Here is a 21,326-nt window from a genome sequence, read left to right as displayed (position 1 = left end):
TAATGTTTTACTGCGGTTTAGATCTTACAACCGCCGCCTTCACAATCTTCTTCCGGCACTGTTACTGCGTCGCCTTGGTCGTCTTTTGCACCATCACGAGTGTTATGGTAGTAAAGCGTCTTAACACCAAACTTGTATGCAGTTAGTAGGTCTTGAAGCAGCTTCTTCATTGGTACTTTACCGCTGTCGTAAACACTTGGATCATAGTTAGTGTTTGCAGAGATAGCTTGGTCAACGAATTTTTGCATGATACCCACTAGGTGTAGGTAACCGTCGTTAGAACCAATGTTCCAAAGTAGCTCGTAGTTTTCTTTAAGATTTAGGAAATCTGGAACCACTTGCTTCAGGATGCCGTCTTTCGATGCTTTCACTGATACGTAACCACGTGGTGGCTCGATACCGTTAGTCGCGTTCGAGATTTGAGACGAAGTCTCAGAAGGCATAAGCGCAGTTAGCGTAGAGTTACGCAGACCGTGCTCCATGATCTCTTCACGTAGCGCATCCCAATCGTAGTGCAGAGGCTCATCACATACTAAGTCGATATCTTTCTTGTAAGTATCGATTGGCAGTAGGCCTTTCGCGTAGTTAGTCTCGTGGAAAGATGGGCAACGACCTTGCTCTTTCGCTAGTTCAACAGACGCTTTTAGTAGGTGGTATTGAATCGCTTCAAAAGTACGGTGAGTCAGGCCATTTGCGCTGCCGTCAGAGTACTTCACACCATTCTTCGCTAGGTAGTATGCGTAGTTGATAACACCTACACCTAGAGTACGACGGTTCATTGTCGACTTGTATGCTGCTGGAAGCGGGTAGTCTTGGTAATCAAGAAGTGCGTCTAGAGCACGAACGACCAGTTCAGAAAGCTCTGCTAGGTCATCCAGTTCGTTGATTGCGCCAAGGTTAAATGCTGAAAGCGTACATAGTGCAATTTCGCCTTCGTCATCTTCTACGTTAGAAAGCGGCTTAGTTGGCAGCGCAATTTCTAGACACAGGTTCGATTGACGAACAGGAGCAACTTCAGAGTCGAACGGGCTGTGTGTATTACAGTGGTCAACGTTCTGAATGTAGATACGACCAGTAGAAGCACGCTCTTGCATTAGTAGAGAGAATAGCTCTACTGCTTTTACTGTTTCACGCTTAATTGACGGATCGTTTTCGTACTTAACGTACAGCTCTTCAAAGCGATCTTGATTTTCGAAGAACGCGTCGTATAGGCCTGGTACGTCAGAAGGTGAGAACAGGCTGATGTTGCCACCTTGAACTAGGCGAGAGTACATAAGCTTGTTCAGCTGTACGCCGTAATCCATGTGACGAACACGGTTCTCTTCAACACCACGGTTGTTCTTCAGTACTAGCAGAGACTGAACTTCACCGTGCCATAGTGGGTAGAATACCGTTGCCGCACCACCACGAACACCACCTTGAGAACAACATTTTACTGCTGTTTGGAAGTATTTGTAGAAAGGGATACAACCAGTGTGGAACGCTTCACCATTACGGATTTCAGAACCAAGCGCACGGATACGACCTGCGTTGATACCAATACCAGCACGTTGAGATACGTAACGAACAATTGAGCTTGCTGTTGCGTTGATAGAATCAAGGCTGTCACCACACTCGATCAGTACACAAGAACTGAATTGACGAGTAGGAGTACGTACACCAGACATGATCGGTGTAGGTAGAGAAATCTTAAACGTAGACGATGCGTCGTAGAAACGTTTGATGTAGTCAAGACGAGTCGATTTCGGGTATTTAGCGAATAGACATGCAGCAACTAGAATGTAAAGGAACTGAGCACTCTCGTAGATTTCTTTCGTTACACGGTTTTGTACGAAGTATTTACCTTCAAGCTGTTTAACCGCTGCGTAAGAAAAATCTAAGTCACGCTTATGGTCGATGTACGAGTCAAGTTCGTCGAACTCAGCCTTCGTGTAGTCTTCCATTAGGTGGCTATCGTACTTACCCATATCAACCAGTTTTGCAACGTGGTCGTAAAGTGCAGGTGGCTCGTATTCGCCGTACGCTTTCTTACGTAGGTGGAATACTGACAGACGTGCTGCAAGATATTGGTAATCTGGAGTCTCTTCAGAGATTAGATCCGCTGCTGACTTGATGATTGTCTCATGGATATCAGTAGTGGTAATGCCATCGTAAAACTGAATGTGAGCTTTCAATTCTACTTGTGATACTGAAACATTGTGCAAGCCTTCCGCTGCCCATGTAATCACGCGATGGATTTTTTCTAAATCGATCGTTTCTTTGCGCCCGTTACGCTTAGTAACAGTAAGTTGTTGGTTCATTCTGCTTAATTTCCCTAACAAAACTGAACAAGGCCGTGTTTTTGTCTATTTCTGTGTAATTTTTGTAAATTACGTTTCGGCTTTGTGATCTTGGTCTACCCATATATTGTAGTTCAAACACAACATATAGGGGTCATTTGTTTGTTGGGTTACAAGATAGTGCTACAACTGACATTTTTCAAGGTAAAGAAATGGGGTTGCTTGTGGATAAGTGGTGGATTGAAAAAAAACTGTAAGTGACCACTAACTGATGAGGTTAGATGTCACTTGATTGTATAAAACTCGCCTTTTAAGGATGCTTTATTTTTGCACGCTGATAAAAAAAAATACCTTGATCTTTGGGCAAAATGAGCGATGGATTTTCGGCGATTAAATTTAAATCGAGGTGGTTAAAATGGAAGCTGGCGCACGAAATTTAGACTGAAAAAAGTCGCAAACTTATGTTAATTGCAACTCTTTTCATTAGTCTTTTTTTATAAAAGATTTTACGGTTGGCTTTTTGATATTGGTTAGGCGAAATTTTGCGTATGAACTATGTAGTTAACATCTACATTTTGCCCTAAACGGTAACTGTCTGTTAACGGATTATAGTGCAGGCCCGTGATGCCTAATTCTTGAAGTGGGGTGTTATCGATCATCTTGATTAGCTCAGCTGGGCGAATGAACTTGTCATGCTCATGTGTGCCTTCAGGAACAATTCTAAGCAGTTTTTCTGCGCCAACAATAGCGAACAGGTAAGATTTGAAATTACGGTTCAACGTAGAGAAGAACACATGTCCGCCTGGTTTCACCAATTTTGAACACGCGGTAATCACGGATTGTGGGTCTGGTACATGCTCAAGCATTTCCATACAAGTCACCACATCGTAAGTTTGCGGGTTTTGCTCTGCATGATCTTCAATCGTGCTTTGGATGTAATCTAGCTTGGTGCCGGTTTCTAGTGCATGAAGACGTGCCACTTCGAGCGGCTCTTTGCCCATGTCTAAGCCAGTGACTACCGCACCTTCAACAGCCATGCTCTCCGCTAAAATACCGCCGCCGCAGCCAACGTCGAGTACTTTCTTACCAAACAAGCCTTCGGTTTTTTCTAGCACGTAATTTAGGCGAAGTGGGTTGATTTGGTGTAGCGGTTTAAACTCGCCTTCGAGATCCCACCAGCGTGACGCCATGTCTTCGAATTTTTTAATTTCTGCTGGGTCTACGTTTTGTGATTTAGTCATAATCGGCATTTCCAAGTTAAATAATGCATCCATGAAATTGCAGGCATTATAACTTGCCTTTTCGTGCTGACCAGAAGATCTACAATTTTGCGAATTTATTGGATGTAAAGTGACCATGTTTCAGCGAGATATGATGCTGAGGTGCAATTTCTCATCAATTGATTGGCTACAAGGGTCACAAGATGGTAAAAGGATAGGGAAAGTGATGCCTCCGTAGGTAAATTTGTGTTATATTTTTCGGTCTTATACGTATTCAAATATACGATCTGACTATAGAGGGAAAATGGCTCTATGAGCGATCTAGCGAAAGAGATCACGCCCGTAAATATTGAAGATGAGCTTAGAGGTTCATACCTAGACTATGCGATGTCCGTCATCGTTGGTCGTGCCCTTCCAGATGTGCGTGATGGCCTAAAACCAGTACACCGCCGCGTTTTGTTCGCGATGAATGTACTAGGTAATGATTGGAACAAACCATATAAAAAGTCTGCTCGTGTAGTAGGTGATGTAATCGGTAAATACCACCCGCATGGTGATAGTGCTGTATACGACACAATTGTTCGTATGGCTCAACCGTTCTCACTGCGTTACATGCTAGTTGATGGCCAAGGTAACTTTGGTTCTATCGATGGCGACTCCGCGGCTGCAATGCGTTATACCGAAGTTCGTATGGCGAAAATTGCTCACGAGCTTTTGGCTGACCTTGATAAGGAAACTGTGGATTACGTACCGAACTACGATGGTACTGAACAAATCCCAGCAGTTCTTCCGACAAAAATTCCTAACCTATTGGTGAACGGTGCTTCTGGTATCGCAGTAGGTATGGCTACCAACATCCCACCTCATAACCTAGGTGAAGTTGTTGATGGCTGTTTAGCACTTATCAATAATGAAGAGATCACTATTGATGAGCTAATGGACTACATTCCTGGTCCTGACTTCCCGACAGCAGCACTTATCAGTGGTCGTAAAGGCATCGTAGATGCATACAAGACTGGCCGCGGTAAGGTTTACATGCGTTCAAAAGCGGATATCGAAGCTGACAAAAATGGTAAAGAAACCATTATCGTTACTGAGATCCCTTATCAAGTAAACAAAGCTCGTTTGATCGAGAAAATTGCTGAACTGGTTAAAGATAAGAAAGTAGAAGGCATCAGTGCTCTACGTGACGAATCTGATAAAGATGGTATGCGTATTGTTATTGAATGTAAGCGTGACGCTGTGGGTGAAGTTGTTCTGAACAACCTATACGCACAAACTCAGCTTCAAACGACTTTCGGTATCAACATGGTTGCTCTAAACAATGGCCAACCACAGTTGTTTAACCTAAAAGACATGCTTAAGTGCTTCGTTGACCACCGTCGCGAAGTGGTGACACGTCGTACTATCTTCGAACTGAAGAAAGCGCGCGACCGTGCACACATTCTTGAAGCTCTGTCTCTAGCATTGGCTAACATTGACGAAATCATTGAACTTATCCGTAACGCTCCAACACCAGCTGACGCAAAAGCTGGCTTAGTTGCTCGCGGCTGGGACCTTGGTAACGTAGCTTCAATGCTTGAGCGTGCAGGTACTGACGCAGCTCGTCCTGATTGGTTGGAAGACCAATACGGCATCCGCGATGGTCAATACTTCCTAACGGAAACACAAGCACAAGCAATTCTAGAACTTCGTCTTCACCGCCTAACTGGCCTTGAGCACGAGAAGATTCTAGACGAGTACAAAGCACTTCTAGAAGAAATCGCTGAGCTAATGCACATTCTTGCAAGCACTGAGCGTTTGATGGAAGTTATCCGTGAAGAACTTGAAGCGGTACGTGAAATCTATGGCGACGAGCGTCGTACAGAAATCACAGCGGCAGTTCATGACATCGACATGGAAGAGCTGATTGCTCAAGAAGACGTTGTAGTAACGCTTTCTAACGCAGGTTACGTTAAGTACCAAATCCTAAGCGACTACGAAGCTCAGCGTCGTGGTGGTAAAGGTAAGAGTGCAACTAAGATGAAAGATGAGGATTACATTGAGCGTCTGCTTGTTGCTAATACTCACGATAACATCCTATGTTTCTCTACTCGTGGTAAGACATACCGTCTGAAAGTTTACCAACTGCCATTAGCAAGTCGTACTGCTCGTGGTAAGCCTATCGTTAACATTCTTCCTCTAGAAGAAGGTGAGCGTATCACGGCTATCCTGCCTGTTTCTGAGTTCTCTAATGAGAAATTCATCTTCATGGCAACGGGTGACGGTACTGTTAAGAAGACATCACTGGATCAGTTTGCAAACGTACGTGCTAACGGCCTAATTGCCGTTAACCTACGTGATGATGATTCACTGATTGGCGTTGACATCACTAACGGTGATAGCGACATCATGCTGTTCTCTAAATCGGGCAAAGTTGTTCGCTTTAACGAGGACAAAGTACGTGCAATGGGCCGTACTGCCTCTGGTGTTCGTGGTATGAAGCTTCCAGAAGACGATCAAGTAGTATCGTTGATTGTTCCTTCTAACGAAGGCGATATCCTAACTGTGACTCAAAATGGTTACGGTAAGCGTACTGAACTAGCTGAATACCCAACGAAAGGCCGTGCAACGCAAGGTGTGGTATCTATCAAAGTCTCTGAACGTAATGGCCCAGTTGTTGGCGCTGTTCAAGTTGAAGAAGGCGACGAAATGATGATGATCACCGACGCAGGTACGCTAGTACGTACTCGCGTTGCGGAAGTGAGCCAAGTTGGTCGTAACACTCAAGGTGTAACACTGATTCGTACTTCTGACGACGAGAACGTTGTAGGTCTACAGCGTATCGACGAAGTAGAAGAAGCTGAGGTTGTTGAAGGCGAAGCTGAAGTAGCAGTCGTTTCTGAATCAAGTGAAGAGCAAGCATCAGACGCTTCTGATAGCGAGCAAGACACTGAGTAATCTTTCACTTCTATAAATAGAAGTTGAGACAAAAAGCCGAGCCATTGTGCTCGGTTTTTTATTACCTAGAATTTGGCTGTGACTTGTTTAAAAGCCAATAGCTAAACCTCGATCAATATTGTTTTAGTGAGAAAAAGGTACAGTAAAGCGTCAATGAAAGGAGAGTGGAATGGATATCTGGTTACTGATTGCTTTGCTGCTAATGAGCCTATTTCTAGTGGCAATCGTGATCGCATCAAACAGAAAAACCAGTCATCTTAAAGGCAACCTCCTTATTTCATGTGTGGCGATATTAGCCAGCATTCTGGTTTGGTCTCAGATGAAACAAGAAGCCCCTCAACTTACTTCAAGTGACGACAGCAGCTATACAGCAACAGATTTCCAAAATGAACTTCAGCAGAGCCTGGAGCGAGACCCTAATCAATCAGACCTTTGGTTTAAGCTTGGTGGTGTTTATATGCAGAAAGGGGAGTTTGATGCTGCATTTACCTGTTACGACTATGCGATTCGTTTAGACCCACAGGCGCCTTCAGGGCTTTATGCAGCTAAAGCGAGCGCCTTGTATTACCTAAGCTCACAGGCGATGAGTGATGATGTGAAAGTGCTCTTAAATCAATCCATGGAGCTTGATCCCAACGATCGTACGGCATTGATGTTGATAGCGACCGATCACTTCATCAGTATGCGCTATCAACAAGCGATCGATGCTTGGACTCAAATTCTCGATTCTAACCAGAAAGGCATTGATCGTGTCTCTATCATCCATTCGATCAACCAAGCTAAGCAAATGATCCGTTAAACGGGCACTATCTTTAATTTCTAGATTATTTGCTTTCTTGCATCTCAATTAAACCGCCAGCGTTGTGGATCTGTGTAAACTCTTGAGCTTTCAAATACTGGTAAGCTTGTCCTGAGCGGTTACCACTGCGGCAATACAAAACGATAGGTTGAGTTTTGTCTATGCTGGCAAAGTGCGTAGCGACTTCAGAAAGAGGGTAGTTAATCGCATTGTCCAGATGATCTTGCTTGAACTCTCCTGGTGTCCTGACATCAACCACAAGCGCACCTTCCTCAATCATTTCCCACCCTGTTTCTGCTCGTTCAGAGGCGTGAAGTCCAGTGCTTAATAGTGCGATGCATAATGCCGAAAGCGAAAGTAAGTGCTTCATTCTTGGCTCCTTGAATTAGCTAAAGGGTAATGTGAAATTGGGACGGTTGAGTGCGCCCAAATCTAAAAAACCAGCCACACACTTTACAGTGTGACTGGTTTTCTCTTATTGGTCTATTTGAAGGAACTAGTATTCGTAGTTAGCTTCACGCTTTTCAGCTTGCTCTTCCCACTTAGGTACCACGGTGTCTAAGAAGTGTTGCTTTTCAGCATTCATCTTATCCATGTCCATTCCTAACGCTTTCTGAGCGGCTTCTTTGGTTGAGATATCTGGAATCTCGATTGGATCGGTAATGCCTTTCTTCGCAAGTAGACGAACAATCTTAGTTCGCGCGTCTGCTGCGCGGTCAACCGCCGTTCCAAGAACCTCTAGGGCTACTTCAGGTGCGTGCATGTGAACACCATGAGATGCGATAGCGTAGTCCCAGCGCCATTGAGCGTGACGGATATCTTGTAGGATGGGCTCCATCTCTTGTTCTGTTGCGCCTGCTTCCCATGCTGCGCCTGCTTCAAAGTGAGCGGCTACGATTTGTTTCTCAGCTGTCAGCTTCATGTTTAGTACTTGAGCTTTGCGGCTTGAAACGATGTTACGCATGGTCTCTTTAGATTGAGTATGGCAGTTAGCACAAGTGTCTTCGAAGCGGTCAAACGGGTTACCTACTTTATGGTCGGTGTAAACGGTACCGTCTTCTTTCGTCACTTTAGGCATGTGGCAGTCAACACAAGCAACGTTGTTCTTACCGTGAATACCTTCACGCCAAGTTTCGTAACCTGGGTGCTGAGCCTTTAACATAGGTGCTTTAGAGACTTTGTGAGTCCAATCTTTAAAGCCAATGTCATCGTAGTACTCTTCCATTTGCTCAACACGAGTGCCTTTATCCCAAGGGAACTTAACGCCTTTCGTTGGACCAGTGAAATAGTATTCCACGTGGCACTGTGCACAAACAGAGGCTTGTTGATCAAAGCGACCCTGTTCTTCGAAGTTCTTACCGATCGCATCGAATGCACGCTCAACGTAAGGACGAGTAACTTTTAGTGCTGGTTCGCCATTCTTAAAGCCTTCGCTCTGAGTATCATGACAGTCAGCACAACCAATAGGATTGACAATTTCACTGCCAAGACGAGCCCATTTACCTTCGAAGTAGCCGTCTTCACCACGCTCTTCAATTACACGAGCCACGTCTGGGCTTTTACAGCTCCAACACGCCATTGGCATTGGGCCAGAGTTTTCGTCGGTTGGTCCGCCAGTACGAAGGGTTTGTCTTACATCATCAACCGCATAAAAGTGGCCGCGGGCTTTGTTGTAGTCTTTCGCGAAACCGTAGCCCGCCCATAGAATAACCATGTTTGGATCTTCTTTTAGTGCGTCTTCAATGGCTTCGCTCTCTGACGTTTGTCTCCATGAATGGTATTGATCTGGGTGGTTTTGCTCGAACTGGTCGTTACGAGGATCACCAATTTCTTTTTGTTCAGACGCAGCAAAGCTGGTCGCGCTTACTAGTGATGCGCTAACCATTAATAATGCTGTGACGGAATTACGTATCCAATGCTTTTTCACAGTGATATCTCCAATATACTGATTTTTATACCAAGCGTTGTGAGTTTGCTATTCAAATTAAGAACTGGAGAATTGCTGTTTATATTAATTCATAAATAAACACATTTTGTTACGTGTCGGATGTTTGCTTGTTTTAGATCAATTAATGACAGTGACTTCAATCACGTTGAAGTTTATATAACCCTAAAGGGGTATGTGGACATCAAGTTAGACTGGCCTTATTGAGAATTATTATCATATATAACAAATAATTACCCGACATTCCCTCGCTATAAATAGGGTGATTGTGTTCACATATTACCCTTTGTATATTTCGCTTTACCTAATTAGGGGTATATTCTAAATATAGAAAGCGTTGTGGCTTATCCAAAATAAGAATTGATATCATTTAAGCGGTAATAATATCGTTTAAGGGTACTTTTGTTTAACCGGAATATTATTTAGTTGAGAGTTAAATAATGCCGGTATAAGGAAAGGATAAAATGGGCAATATTAAATTGGCCATAGTCATAATGCTTAAATCCCTTCTAGCATTCTGCCTCTATGGTTATTCCATTCATGCTGTTGCAGAGCCTGCTGTTACGCCAGTAGGAGAGTCAACAAGACATGAAGTCGAATTAATACGTGACAAAGATTACAAGTGTGTCCAATGCCATAAAGATTCTAAAGAAACGGTATTTGGTTCACATGGTGAGAGTGCGCACGCTTTGCTTGGCCGTGAAGTGAATTGCACAGATTGTCATAGTTCTATTGGCCCCGATCACCGTGATGGTGCACCTGAGGTGGTGAAGTATCGCGCGGCTCAATCACAACCCGGAACCGAAAAGGTTTTCCTCGATCCTAGCTTAATCCTAGACGCCAACAGCCAATGTATAGATTGTCATAAGCCTGATGATCTGCGCGAAGCGAGTTGGACTCATGACGTACACGCACAAAACTTAACGTGTTCAAACTGTCACGATGTGCATGCGAGTGAAGCGAAGGTGCTTGGCTTAGATAAAAAGCAAACCATCAAGCTGTGTGTGGATTGCCATTCAGACTTCAACCAGAAGAAAGAAGGGGAGTAATCTATGAGCTGCTCAAGAAGAAACTTTTTAGCTGGCGCGGGTGCCGTTATTTTCACAACTGGTGTTGCAGGTACTGCAGCGGTTACAAGCCGCAAAACGCTGGCTAACGTTCAGGAAGATGGCACCAAGCGTTACGGAATGGTTCATGACGAAACTGCTTGTATTGGCTGTACTGCTTGTACTGAGGCGTGTCGTGAAGTAAACAAAGTGCCTGAAGGCGTATCGCGCTTAGAAATCGTAAAGAGTGAACCTCAAGGTGAATATCCAAATGTTGATTACCGTTTCACTCGTAACTCTTGTCAACATTGTGATAATGCACCTTGTGTGATGGTTTGCCCAACAGGCGCCGCCTATAAAGATGAGAAGACAGGAATTGTCGATGTACATAAAGAGAAGTGTGTCGGCTGTGGTTATTGCCTGCTAGCTTGTCCATATCAAGTGCGCTTCTTCCATCCTGAGAATAAGTCGGCCGACAAATGTAACTTCTGCCGCGATACCAATCTTGCACAAGGTAAATTACCTGCTTGTGTTGAATCTTGCCCTACCAATGCGCTGATATTTGGCGACTTGAATGACCCTAAGAGCGAGATAAACCAGGTACTTGAATCTGAAGTGGTTTACAGAGATAAGGCTTATCTAGGTACTCAGCCAAAACTCTATAAAGTGCCACACCAAAAAGGGGAGATTTGATTATGAGTGCATGGGATACAGCGTTTCAATCAGGTACCGTGGTTTGGGACTGGATCATTGCTATCTATCTGTTTTTGGCGGGTATGTCAGCGGGTGCAGTGATGATCTCGATCTATCTCAAGAGAAAGGTTATTGATGGGGATCCAGCGAATAATGGTGTATTAAAGGCAACGGCTTTTCTAGCACCATTCGGGATCATCTCAGGTTTATTGATCTTGGTTTTCCACCTGACGAAACCACTATCATTTTGGAAGATCATGATCTTTTATAATCCGACGTCAGTGATGTCGATGGGTGTGATCTTATTCCAAGTGTATATGGTGATCCTATTTGTTTGGATCGGCATTATATTCCGAAATCAGATTGCCGTATTCTTGAGTGACCAAGCATGGTTAAAAGGGCGACTCGATTTTGTCAGTAACTGGATTGGCAAATTAGAATCTTTTGAGAATGTTTTTGAAATATTCTTGGCTGTGCTTGCGCTATTACTTGCGGCTTACACTGGCTTCTTACTCTCTGCGCTAAATACCTTCCCAATGCTGAATAACCCAGTGTTGCCGATTTTGTTCTTATTCTCGAGTTTATCCTCGGGAGCGGCAGCATGTATTTTATTTGGCGTGTTGGTCTTTAAGGAGTCTCCGCATAGTGCGAGTATTTCTTGGATCCACGGCTTCGAACGTCCTGTTGTTATGTTTGAACTGTTTGTCCTTGTTACTTTCTTCACTGGATTGATATTTGCTGGTGGTCAAAGTGAGCAGGCAGTATGGAACGCGATTGGCGGTGGTTTCTGGGCAAGTTGGTTCTGGTATGGCGTAATTGGTGTGGGTATGGTTTTACCCTTGTTGCTTAACGCCGTGACACCAGCATCGGTTCGCCATAGTACTGTGTATATTTTCTCTGTTACTTCATTGAGCCTGATGGGCGTATTAATGCTAAGAACGTTTGTCCTTTATGCAGGGCAATTAACGTTAGCTTAATTTCGCTCAAGATTATAAGTGAGTGGATGTTGGATACTAAACATCTGCTCACTAAATTTCTTTTCGCTGAGTAACAGTACCTAGTTGAGTAATAATAGCTAGTTGAGTTACATCAGCTAGTTGAGCAATCAATGCCAATAATGGTTTAACTTGGTTCTGCTTAGGTAGAGCCTGATTGAGGTGATATGGTCGGTTCTTTGGGGCTGTTTAGTTTAATTTTAGTCGCTGTTCTCAGCAGCATTATTGCTGTGCATTCGATGTATCAAATGCTAACTAAACAAGCACAAAATGTGGCTTTAATTCGCAGTTTCTCCCTCTCTAGCGCTTTGTTTTCCATTGGCGCTATCGTTTTACTTGGCTATGCCTTTGTCGGTGACGACTTTTCCATCCTCTATGTTGCAGAACACTCCAATACTCAATTACCCACCTTCTTCAAAATGGCCGCTGTGTGGGCTGGACATGAAGGCTCATTGCTATTTTGGGTGTTAACCATCAGCTGTTGGTCGGGTGTGATTGCCCTACAAAAGCAATATTCTTCTGAGTATCAGAGCCGCGTATTGTGGGTGATGAATGTGTTACTCGCGATATTCGCCTGGTTTACCTTGTTTGCTTCGAATCCGTTTGAATTGAACTCCACCTTGCCACTTGAAGGGCGTGACCTTAACCCAATGCTGCAAGACATTGGTTTGATATTCCATCCGCCTCTGTTGTATTTGGGTTATGTTGGTTTCTCTGTGGTCTTGGCATTTGCTGTGGCCGCTTTGCTGGTGGATCCGATTGAGTTCGATTGGGTCGCTCATTGTCGCAGTTGTTGTTTGGTCGCTTGGATCTTTTTAACCGCGGGGATCATTCTTGGTTCTTGGTGGGCATACTACGAGTTAGGGTGGGGTGGTTGGTGGTTCTGGGACCCGGTAGAAAATGCCAGCCTATTACCTTGGCTAACATCAACCGCTCTATTGCACAGTTTGGGTGTTGCTAAAGGCAAGCAACAGTTGCTGAAGTGGTCACTTAGCCTTGCTTTCATTACGTTTTGTTTAAGTATCCTCGGTACTTTTATTGTTCGATCTGGCGTCCTCACTTCCGTTCATGCTTTTGCTGTTGACCCAACCAAAGGTATCGCGCTGTTGCTGATACTGGTTTTGGTGTTAGTGAGTTCGTTTTCTCTTCTTATTGTTCGTGGTGAATCTTTCGAGTCGAACCCAATCACTAGCTTTGCGAGTAAAAGTTTTTTGAGTTTAGTGGCGGTACTTATATTTGTACTGGCTACGGCGGTGGTGGTGTTTGGTACCTTCTACCCAATGGTTTTTGAATTACTTGGCCTTGGAAATATCTCTGTGGGCGCACCTTACTTTAATCTTCTTATTGCGCCGTTGGCTCTGCTTGCGATGGGAGTGATAGGGTTAGCGCCATTGCTCAGTATCAAACCTCAAGCGTCGAAAGGTGTGGTTGTGTGTATTGCTTTGTTGTCCTCCGGTCTTGGCTTGCTGACTTACATTTTGCAAGTAAGCACGGTCCAAGTGATGGTGCTGCTGACATGGTCACTCGCCTTTTGGGTAGCCCTGACTCATGTTTACGGCTTAGCGGTAACGCGCAACTCTAAGTTTCAACGCAAAGTATGGGTGATGACGTTGGCGCATGTGGGTGTCGCAGTATTAGCGATAGGTGCCGCGATGAACAGTTACCATTCATTTGAGCGAAGTTACAAATTGAGTCCAGGTGAAGAGGTTGAGTTTATGGACTGGACGCTCTCTCATCGCGATACAGAGCTCTATGTCGCTTCGAATTTTACCGCAGAAAGAGCCTTGCTCAACCTCCATGCCGACGAACAAGCATTTTCTATCGCACCAGAGAGAAGACATTACCAAGTCAGAGTAATGAACATGAGTGAGCCAGCAATGAAGTGGTTCTGGCATGGTGATGTCTACATCACTATGGGAGAGAAAGTTGACTCGACAGCCTATGCATTTCGTGTTCAGTACAAAGCGTATGTGCGCTGGATTTGGTTCGGTGGTTTGATATCCATACTGGGGGCACTGCTTTCGTTAACTCATCGTAAAAAGAAAACCGTTAAGGCGTCACAGTATGCATACCAGCGTTCGTAACAAACTTATTACGCTTATTGTATTGGCACTGGTGTTGGTGTTGGTATTTTTGTTTGCTCTTGATAACAAACAGCAAACCACCACCGTATCGATACAACAAAGAGCGTTTCCTGAATTTACTTCTATGGCTTTAACGGATAGAGAAGGCATCAGCAGTAAACAAAAACTGACGTTAAAAGACATTACTGAGCACCCTTACCAGTTAGTGAATGTATGGGCTTCATGGTGTGGTATCTGCAAATCGGAACATACCTATTTGTTAGCACTTCGCGATAAAGGGATTCCTATTGTTGGGCTTAACTATAGAGATAACCCCGCGGCTGCAATGAATGTGTTATCAAGCGATGGCAACCCCTATACAAAAGTGATTAGCGATCCTCATGGTAAGTTGGCTTTAGAATTAGGTGTAATAGGGACCCCGGAGACATATTTGGTTGATGCCAAAGGAAATATTGTGAAGAAGTTAATGGGCGTTATTAATGAATCTGCATGGCAAGATGAGCTCGCCTTATATTTTGATGGTGTGGATGGATGATGAGATCTTTAGCCCAAATAATATTATTTGCCTCTATGATTATCGTGACGAGTTTGCCTGCGGTGGCGGAAGACTTGTTTACACCCAGCGATAAGAGCACCAGCATTCAAGTAGAACTTTTTGAATTTGAAAGTCCTGACCAACAACAGCGTGCCATTGCTTTAGCAAAGACACTGCGCTGCCCTCAATGTCAAAACCAAAACCTGATTGAATCAAACTCTCCAATTGCAAAGGACTTACGTCTAGTTGTATTTAATATGGTGAAAGCAGGGAAGAGTAATCATGAAATTACTCAATATATGACGGAGAGGTTTGGAGAATTTGTGCTTTATAAACCGTCATTGAGCACGGCAAACTTATTACTTTGGTTGATACCGAGCCTATTATTTCTGTTATTTATATATTTATCAGTAAAAAGTGTTAGAAAGCGCTCATAAAAATTGTGTATTACTGTTTACCAATTGACCTGTATTTTGTAACATTAACGGATTATAAAGGCTAAGCACTGTATATAAGGATGTGTCTGTGGATAACGTTATCTCAAATTTAAAAAAAGAGTTCCATACCCATGTTCGTTCCGACAAATGGGCAGAAAGATACAGTGCGAAGTCGAGCATCTCTACGCTGACGCAAGAAGAGCTAGCTGAATTGGAGAATGCTTGGGTACAACTTGTGATTTGGAAACAGACCCAAGTAAGTTGAGTGTTCGGTAAAAATAGCAGGTTCCGCTGCAACTGATTCATTTATAACCCCATGTTGGTCAAACCAATGTGGGGTTTTTTGTTACCTGAAGATTAATTGTTATATTATAACAATTTGTGCTCTATCGACCTTGAAAAAAATTGTTAAGAGCCTCATAGTGTCTATCATTAGATAGTTAGCTACAAAATATTGCCTAGACATATAATGTAGTGTTGTTAAATACATCGAATTTTCAAGTGAGTATAGCTATGGCGGAAGTGCGTGCCAGAATAGATTTCAAAGTAGGAGTAACAAGCAGTATTGATGCTGAATTGCTCTCTTTTCATGGATTGAAAACAGATAAAGAGCATGTCGCTGTGATATTCAAATCAGCAGATAAGACGCAAGACGTACCTCTTGTTCGTATGCACTCTGAGTGCCTTACTGGTGATGTTTTCCACTCTTCTCGTTGTGATTGCGGTGAGCAGCTAGATGAAACCATCAAAATTATGGGTGAAACTGGCGGCGTGATTCTTTATTTACGTCAAGAAGGTCGTGGTATTGGCTTATATAACAAGATCGATGCGTACCGCCTTCAAAGCGAAGGGATGAACACCTACGAAGCGAATAACCACCTAGGTTTTGGTGATGACTTGCGTGACTTCACTGAAGCCGCTGAGATGCTGCGTGCTTTGGGCATCCCTAAGATTCGCTTGGTAACAAACAACCCTAAGAAGATTAATGAGCTGAAGTCTTATGGTATCGAGATTGAAGAAGTGGTGAATACATCTGCTCATATCAAATCTGGTAATGAAAGCTACCTAAAAGCGAAAGTTTCACACGGCAAGCATAACTTGGATATCTAATCCGCAGCTTGTTGCGCTTAACACAAAAACGTTTAAAGACCTCACATATGTGAGGTTTTTTTGTATTTATCTTGCAATAAAATTGTAAGTTTGTATTATTCCAATCCGTAGTGTAAATGATAATAGTTTGCACTATTACTACGAATAATAATTTAAAGCTCAACAAGGATGCTTCATGACTATCAAATCTTTAGTGACAAAAGCCGTAACTTCGTCACTCATTTTTGCCTCTGCTTCTTCTTTCGCTGCAGTAACTCAAGATCAAGTAGTAGAACATTACGCAGATATTGCACACGCGGTATTTGCTGATTCAGTAATCACAGCAAAAGCGTTGAACTCTTCTATCGATACCTTCTTAGCTTCTCCTTCTGCTGGCAACTTCGAAAAAGTAAAACTAGCTTGGCTTGAATCTCGCGTACCATACCAGCAGTCTGAAGTATTCCGCTTCGGTAACGTGGTTGTTGATGATTGGGAAGGTCAACTAAACGCATGGCCACTAGATGAGGGTCTGATCGATTACGTTTCTTCTGATTACCAATACGAACTAGGTAATGAGGGCGCAAGCGCTAACATCGTTGCAAACAAGACGTTCCAAATCGGTCAAACGACAGTAGACGCGACGAACATTACGCCTGAACTGATTGCAGAGCTTAACGAGATCGGTGGTTCTGAAGCGAACGTTGCATCTGGTTACCACGCGATTGAATTCCTACTTTGGGGTCAAGACCTAAACGGCACAAACGCAGGTGCTGGTCAGCGTGCTTACACTGACTTCGTTGTTGGTGCTGAGTGTACAAACGGTAACTGTGACCGTCGTGGCGCATACCTAAAAGCATCTGCTGAGCTACTAGTTCAAGATCTAGAGTGGATGGAAAAGCAGTGGGCTAAAGGCGAGAAAGGCAACTACCGTCAAGAGCTTCTTTCTGAGTCAAGCGAAAATGGTCTACGTAAAATGCTATTCGGCATGGGTTCACTTTCTCTAGGTGAACTTGCTGGTGAGCGTATGAAGGTAGCTCTAGAAGCTAACTCTACTGAAGATGAGCACGATTGCTTCTCTGATAACACGCACAACTCTCACTACTACAACGAGCAAGGTATCTACAACGTTTACACGGGTCTATACAAGCGTGAAGACGGTACTCTACTTTCAGGTCCAAGCCTATTTGACCTAGTTGAGCAAAAAGATGAGCAAGCTGCGAAAGAGATTCAAAAGCAGTTTGACCTAGCACGTGCACAAGTAGGCCAACTGGTAACGTCTGCTGAGAAAAACAACCAGCACTTTGACCAGCTAATCGCTGCTGACAACGCTGCAGGTAATGCATTAGTAAACAAAACAATTGTTGCTCTAGTATCTCAAACAGCTGCAATTGAGCGTGCTGCTGGTGTGATTGGCATTGATAGCCTAAACCCAGACACGGCTGACCACGAGTTCTAAGAACCTGAGTCAAACACCAATGTAAGGGCTCTGATTGAGCCCTTAATTGTTTGCTAAGAAAAAAAGCCACTTCCTTATAAAAACTAAAATCAAAAATTCAGCAAGGCACTGTATGAAGTCGTATCTATCAGCCTCACTCTTAACTGCACTGTTTTTCTTATCTCCATTACACGCCCATGAAACCTACTCCGGTGGTAAAACGACCGTAAAGAAAGAGGGAGCGAATGCATTTTCCCTTCCTGCTGCTAATTTACCAATGAGCAAGCGCTTAGATTTCAGCGTTGGTAATAGCTTCTTTAGAAACCCATGGGTACCCGCGCCATCATCAACTGACGCTCGTGATGGTTTAGGTCCGTTGTTTAACACGAACGGTTGTCAAAACTGTCACATCAAAGATGGGCGAGGCCACGCGCCAGAAAAAGGCGATGAGAACGCAGTATCTATGCTAGTTCGCTTAAGCATTCCGGCCGAAACACCAGAGCAAAGACAAGCCTTTATCCGAGATGGCGGCATACCAGAGCCAACTTACGGTGGTCAGCTACAAGACTTTGCGCTTCAAGGGGTAAAACCAGAGGGTAAAGTAAACATTAGCTACACGGATGTACCTGTTACCTTCAAAGACGGCACGGTCGTTACTCTGCGTAAACCAATTTTAAAAATTACTGAGCTTGCGTTCGGTGAGATGAATCCTAAAACTGAATTCTCAGCTCGTGTTGCGCCACCAATGATCGGCCTAGGTTTGCTCGAGAGCATTCCACAAGAAACGATTCTTGGCTTCGCGAAGCAGCAAGCTGCGGACAACCAAGGTGTAACAGGCAAAGCCAATTACGTTCTTGACGTTCAAACTAACGAGATGGCGTTGGGTCGATTTGGTTGGAAAGCAGGGCAACCAAACCTAATGCAGCAAAACGCTGCGGCATTTAATGGTGATTTAGGTTTAACAAGTAGCTTGTTCCCGAACGAAAACTGCACATCAGCACAGTCAACATGTGATGATTTCCCTAATGGTGGTGAGCCAGAAGTCAGCGATAATATTCTCGACTTTGTTGAGTTCTACTCTCAGCACTTAGCGGTTCCAATTCGTCGAAATGTTGATGACCCTGCTGTTGTTCAAGGCAAGAAACTGTTCAAAGAGATTGGGTGCCAAAGCTGTCACCAAGCTGAGATTCGTACCGCTAAGCGCGACGGTTTACCTGCACTCTCTAACCAGTTAATCAGCCCTTATACCGATATGCTGCTGCATGATATGGGTGAAGGTCTAGCGGATAATCGTCCAGAGTATCTAGCGAATGGACGTGAGTGGCGAACCACACCATTGTGGGGTTTAGGTTATACAAAAGAAGTGAATGGCCACACCTTCTTGCTGCATGATGGTCGAGCAAGAAACGTGATGGAAGCAGTGCTATGGCACGGTGGTGAAGCTGAGATGGCGAAACAGAAAGTGTTGTCACTAAGTCGTAGCGAACGTGAAGCACTGCTGGCGTTCTTAGATTCACTATAAGCTAACTTGAACTCATTTGGGCCAGAGGCTTGATGAGCGAAGCAAGTAGCGAATAAATGACTGACTGCCGCTGAACTTGTAGAAATACGAGCTCAGCGGTCGTTTTCATATTTGATGAACTCGTATAATTAAAAGAAAAATTAGGAAGTAAGGTAACAGCATGGCTCAAAAATTATTGTTAATGCCTTTGTCGGTTTTAGCTATGGCAGGCTGTCAATCATCAGGGGAGCAAGTTGCTTCGTCTGAGGTTAACGGTGTGTCTTATCAAGCCGACACGACAAGTCATATTAGTCGTAGTGTGTATCAACAGGAGTTTGATTCAGCAGTACTATTCGCTAAGCAATCGAGCGAATTAGAAGCCTTGATGCAAGGTTACTGTGAAACAAATAACGTTGAGTTAGATGCAGTTAAAAATCAGTGGCAGCTAACCATGAACAGTTGGATGGCGCTGCAAGGGCAAGAACGTGGTCCAACGGCGGCATTAGAAGAGAGCTGGAATGTTCAGTTCTGGCCAGACAAAAAGAACACGACGGGTCTTAAGATGCGTCAATTGACTCAACAGACCAAAGCCTGGACACAAGACGAAATCGCGCAACAAAGCGTGACAGTTCAAGGTTTAGGCGCGTTGGAGTGGTCACTTTATGACGAGCAATCGCCACTGATTAAAGACAAAGCATCGGGCTGTTTGTCTTCACAAGCAATTGCACAAAACTTGGCAATGAAATCAGCTTCAATTGCTGAAGCATGGCAAGTAAACCCATGGCTTGCTTTGGATGAGATTCGCTGGGAGTCGGAATACATCGCACTACTGACCAACCAACTTGATTACAGCATGAAAAAGCTGAGTCGTCCGATGGCAAAAATTGGTCACCCGCGCCCTTATTTCTCAGAATCATGGCGTGCACAAACCTCGATGACTCAACTCAAAGCCAATGTAGCGGCACTTCAGAATTTGTACCTTGCTGATGGCAATGGCCTAGACGGATTATTGAGAGAGAAGGGCTTAAACGCACTTGCAGATCGTGTTGCTGACCAATTCACATTGACGCTAGATACTTGGCCCACTGATTCAAGCTTGTTTGAGTTATTGCAGAGTAAAGAGGGTTACCGCGAGGTGCTGACTCAGTACAACAAACTTGAGCGTTTGAAGTACCTGATTCATGAAGAAGTGGCGATAGAACTTGGCGTGGTAATAGGATTTAATGCTACCGATGGTGACTGATACTACACGAAGAACCTTACTGAAAGCAGCACTGGGTTGTGCCGCTGTGCCAGTGCTGCCGTTCGGGTGTGCAAGCCGTTCAGGTGAAAACGCATCGAGCAAGCCTCAGTTGATTGGCTGCGCACTTAATGGTCGAGGTCAGTATTCCGCGGTTGTGGCTGATGAATATGGCATGCCACTGACTCAGCTACCGATCCCTGAGCGCGGTCATGGTGTCGCCATTTGTCCAACGTCATCCCATGCGGTGGTGTTTGCCCGTCGCCCGGGTGACTACTTTATGGTGTTTGACTACAAAAGTGGTGAGCAGATAAAAATGGTAGTGAAGGGGAACAACCGTCACTTCTATGGTCACGGCGTTTACTCGTTAGACGGTACTCTACTGTATGCGACTGAAGGGAAAACGGACACAAGCCAGGGCGTGATTGGCGTCTATGATGTTGCGCAAGGATACCGTAAGGTCGAAGAATTCACCGGTTTTGGTATTGGCCCTCACGAAGTGATTATCATGCCTGATGGTAATCTTGCTATCGGCGTTGGTGGTGTACACACTGATGGTCGAACACCGAAAAACTTGGATTCCATGCAGCCTAGTTTGAGCTATGTTTCATCGCAAGGTGAGCTGCTTGAACAGGTTGAATTGCTGGATAAGAAGTTAAGTATTCGACACTTAGCGCATGATGGGGCAGAGACAGTACTTTGTGGCCAGCAATATCGCGGCGAACCGGATGAATATCCTTCACTTTTAGCGATGCATACGAAAGGCGGTGAGTTCGAATCCTTGAATGCAGAGCCAGAGCAATGGGCACGATTTAATCACTACATTGCAAGTATTGCCGCATCCGATGATTGGATTATCGCCACCTCACCACGAGGCAATTGCTACGGCATTTGGTCTAAACAAACCAAAGAGTTAGTGGAATTATCGGCATTATCTGATGCTTCTGGTGCTGTGCTACTTGATGGTGAATTTAGGTTGAGTTCTGGGGCGGGCAGTGTGGTTAGCCAACGCAAGCCTTATGAGAAATCAAGCCAGCAATCATCCGTCCAGTGGGATAATCACTGGTCGTCAATTTGATGCATATACT

The 21,326-nt window shown here is 44.2% G+C and carries 18 protein-coding genes; 14 read left to right on the top strand and 4 right to left on the bottom strand.

Features of this window, described 5'->3' with window-relative positions:
* Positions 1-17 precede the first annotated feature (17 nt).
* Positions 18-2,300: a class 1a ribonucleoside-diphosphate reductase subunit alpha gene (gene nrdA / locus OH460_RS13445; RefSeq protein WP_239939854.1), complete on the bottom strand. Its 2,283-nt coding sequence runs from the start codon at positions 2,298-2,300 to the stop codon at positions 18-20.
* Between the two features lie 509 nt (positions 2,301-2,809).
* The gene (gene ubiG / locus OH460_RS13440; RefSeq protein WP_171731632.1) at positions 2,810-3,553 is read right to left on the bottom strand and encodes a bifunctional 2-polyprenyl-6-hydroxyphenol methylase/3-demethylubiquinol 3-O-methyltransferase UbiG; all 744 of its coding nucleotides are present in this window, start codon (positions 3,551-3,553) and stop codon (positions 2,810-2,812) included.
* A gap of 258 nt (positions 3,554-3,811) precedes the next feature.
* On the opposite strand from ubiG, the gene gyrA reads away from it, so the two are divergent.
* A complete protein-coding gene (gene gyrA / locus OH460_RS13435; RefSeq protein WP_269997795.1) occupies positions 3,812-6,439 on the top strand; it encodes a DNA topoisomerase (ATP-hydrolyzing) subunit A in 2,628 nt (875 codons plus the stop codon).
* Positions 6,440-6,608: 169 nt separating this feature from the next.
* Positions 6,609-7,238, top strand: a complete 630-nt coding sequence (locus OH460_RS13430) for a tetratricopeptide repeat protein (RefSeq protein WP_269997793.1) — start codon at positions 6,609-6,611, stop codon at positions 7,236-7,238.
* 25 nt (positions 7,239-7,263) lie between these two features.
* Here the strand turns inward: OH460_RS13430 and OH460_RS13425 are convergent, their stop codons facing one another.
* Positions 7,264-7,608, bottom strand: coding sequence for a rhodanese-like domain-containing protein (locus OH460_RS13425; protein ID WP_269997791.1), 345 nt, complete (start codon positions 7,606-7,608; stop codon positions 7,264-7,266).
* A gap of 126 nt (positions 7,609-7,734) precedes the next feature.
* Positions 7,735-9,165: an ammonia-forming nitrite reductase cytochrome c552 subunit gene (gene nrfA, locus OH460_RS13420; RefSeq protein WP_269997789.1), complete on the bottom strand. Its 1,431-nt coding sequence runs from the start codon at positions 9,163-9,165 to the stop codon at positions 7,735-7,737.
* 482 nt (positions 9,166-9,647) lie between these two features.
* Here nrfA and nrfB point away from each other — a divergent pair, with 482 nt between their 5' ends.
* The 12 genes from nrfB to OH460_RS13360 all read left to right on the top strand — a co-directional run bounded on the left by nrfB (position 9,648) and on the right by OH460_RS13360 (position 21,316).
* On the top strand, positions 9,648-10,232 hold the full coding sequence (gene nrfB / locus OH460_RS13415) for a cytochrome c nitrite reductase pentaheme subunit (RefSeq protein ID WP_008222036.1): 585 nt from the start codon (positions 9,648-9,650) through the stop codon (positions 10,230-10,232).
* A gap of 3 nt (positions 10,233-10,235) precedes the next feature.
* Complete coding sequence (nrfC, locus tag OH460_RS13410) at positions 10,236-10,922, top strand: cytochrome c nitrite reductase Fe-S protein (protein WP_269997785.1); 687 nt, start codon at positions 10,236-10,238, stop codon at positions 10,920-10,922.
* A gap of 2 nt (positions 10,923-10,924) precedes the next feature.
* Positions 10,925-11,899, top strand: a complete 975-nt coding sequence (nrfD, locus tag OH460_RS13405; RefSeq protein WP_239936378.1) for a cytochrome c nitrite reductase subunit NrfD — start codon at positions 10,925-10,927, stop codon at positions 11,897-11,899.
* A gap of 185 nt (positions 11,900-12,084) precedes the next feature.
* Positions 12,085-14,001 carry a heme lyase CcmF/NrfE family subunit gene (locus OH460_RS13400; RefSeq protein ID WP_269997781.1) on the top strand — a complete coding sequence of 639 codons (1,917 nt, stop codon included), beginning with the start codon at positions 12,085-12,087 and terminating at the stop codon, positions 13,999-14,001.
* Positions 13,982-14,536: a DsbE family thiol:disulfide interchange protein gene (locus OH460_RS13395; RefSeq protein WP_239936374.1), complete on the top strand. Its 555-nt coding sequence runs from the start codon at positions 13,982-13,984 to the stop codon at positions 14,534-14,536. Before OH460_RS13400 ends, OH460_RS13395 begins: the two co-directional genes overlap by 20 nt.
* Positions 14,533-14,973 (top strand): cytochrome c-type biogenesis protein CcmH, encoded by a 441-nt coding sequence (locus OH460_RS13390; RefSeq protein WP_061032782.1) that lies wholly within the window; start codon positions 14,533-14,535, stop codon positions 14,971-14,973. Before OH460_RS13395 ends, OH460_RS13390 begins: the two co-directional genes overlap by 4 nt.
* 88 nt (positions 14,974-15,061) lie before the next feature.
* Positions 15,062-15,238, top strand: coding sequence for a hypothetical protein (locus tag OH460_RS13385; RefSeq protein ID WP_008222025.1), 177 nt, complete (start codon positions 15,062-15,064; stop codon positions 15,236-15,238).
* Positions 15,239-15,486: 248 nt separating this feature from the next.
* On the top strand, positions 15,487-16,083 hold the full coding sequence (locus tag OH460_RS13380) for a GTP cyclohydrolase II (RefSeq protein ID WP_269997777.1): 597 nt from the start codon (positions 15,487-15,489) through the stop codon (positions 16,081-16,083).
* 175 nt (positions 16,084-16,258) lie between these two features.
* Positions 16,259-17,518, top strand: coding sequence for an imelysin family protein (locus OH460_RS13375; RefSeq protein WP_004740198.1), 1,260 nt, complete (start codon positions 16,259-16,261; stop codon positions 17,516-17,518).
* A gap of 112 nt (positions 17,519-17,630) precedes the next feature.
* Complete coding sequence (locus tag OH460_RS13370) at positions 17,631-19,019, top strand: di-heme oxidoreductase family protein (RefSeq protein ID WP_116871887.1); 1,389 nt, start codon at positions 17,631-17,633, stop codon at positions 19,017-19,019.
* Positions 19,020-19,179: 160 nt separating this feature from the next.
* Positions 19,180-20,241 (top strand): imelysin family protein, encoded by a 1,062-nt coding sequence (locus OH460_RS13365; protein ID WP_269997770.1) that lies wholly within the window; start codon positions 19,180-19,182, stop codon positions 20,239-20,241.
* Positions 20,231-21,316 (top strand): DUF1513 domain-containing protein, encoded by a 1,086-nt coding sequence (locus OH460_RS13360; RefSeq protein ID WP_269997768.1) that lies wholly within the window; start codon positions 20,231-20,233, stop codon positions 21,314-21,316. The genes OH460_RS13365 and OH460_RS13360 overlap by 11 nt, the downstream gene beginning before the upstream one ends.
* The last annotated feature ends 10 nt before the right edge of the window (positions 21,317-21,326 follow it).

The sequence above is a fragment of the Vibrio sp. Makdt genome (genome assembly GCF_027587015.1).
Lineage (GTDB): Bacteria > Pseudomonadota > Gammaproteobacteria > Enterobacterales > Vibrionaceae > Vibrio > Vibrio chagasii_B.
Note: the sequence above shows the minus strand (reverse complement) of the source record. Positions and strands in the feature narration are given on the sequence as shown.

What these genes read in the sequence shown, in the direction of transcription:
- nrdA (WP_239939854.1), bottom strand. Translation starts at nt 2,300, where the DNA reads ATGAACCAACAACTTACTGTTACTAAGCGTAACGGGCGCAAAGAAACG.
- ubiG (WP_171731632.1), bottom strand. Translation starts at nt 3,553, where the DNA reads ATGGATGCATTATTTAACTTGGAAATGCCGATTATGACTAAATCACAA.
- gyrA (WP_269997795.1), top strand. Translation starts at nt 3,812, where the DNA reads ATGAGCGATCTAGCGAAAGAGATCACGCCCGTAAATATTGAAGATGAG.
- OH460_RS13430 (WP_269997793.1), top strand. Translation starts at nt 6,609, where the DNA reads ATGGATATCTGGTTACTGATTGCTTTGCTGCTAATGAGCCTATTTCTA.
- OH460_RS13425 (WP_269997791.1), bottom strand. Translation starts at nt 7,608, where the DNA reads ATGAAGCACTTACTTTCGCTTTCGGCATTATGCATCGCACTATTAAGC.
- nrfB (WP_008222036.1), top strand. Translation starts at nt 9,648, where the DNA reads ATGGGCAATATTAAATTGGCCATAGTCATAATGCTTAAATCCCTTCTA.
- nrfC (WP_269997785.1), top strand. Translation starts at nt 10,236, where the DNA reads ATGAGCTGCTCAAGAAGAAACTTTTTAGCTGGCGCGGGTGCCGTTATT.
- nrfD (WP_239936378.1), top strand. Translation starts at nt 10,925, where the DNA reads ATGAGTGCATGGGATACAGCGTTTCAATCAGGTACCGTGGTTTGGGAC.
- OH460_RS13400 (WP_269997781.1), top strand. Translation starts at nt 12,085, where the DNA reads ATGGTCGGTTCTTTGGGGCTGTTTAGTTTAATTTTAGTCGCTGTTCTC.
- OH460_RS13395 (WP_239936374.1), top strand. Translation starts at nt 13,982, where the DNA reads ATGCATACCAGCGTTCGTAACAAACTTATTACGCTTATTGTATTGGCA.
- OH460_RS13390 (WP_061032782.1), top strand. Translation starts at nt 14,533, where the DNA reads ATGATGAGATCTTTAGCCCAAATAATATTATTTGCCTCTATGATTATC.
- OH460_RS13380 (WP_269997777.1), top strand. Translation starts at nt 15,487, where the DNA reads ATGGCGGAAGTGCGTGCCAGAATAGATTTCAAAGTAGGAGTAACAAGC.
- OH460_RS13375 (WP_004740198.1), top strand. Translation starts at nt 16,259, where the DNA reads ATGACTATCAAATCTTTAGTGACAAAAGCCGTAACTTCGTCACTCATT.
- OH460_RS13370 (WP_116871887.1), top strand. Translation starts at nt 17,631, where the DNA reads ATGAAGTCGTATCTATCAGCCTCACTCTTAACTGCACTGTTTTTCTTA.
- OH460_RS13365 (WP_269997770.1), top strand. Translation starts at nt 19,180, where the DNA reads ATGGCTCAAAAATTATTGTTAATGCCTTTGTCGGTTTTAGCTATGGCA.
- OH460_RS13360 (WP_269997768.1), top strand. Translation starts at nt 20,231, where the DNA reads ATGGTGACTGATACTACACGAAGAACCTTACTGAAAGCAGCACTGGGT.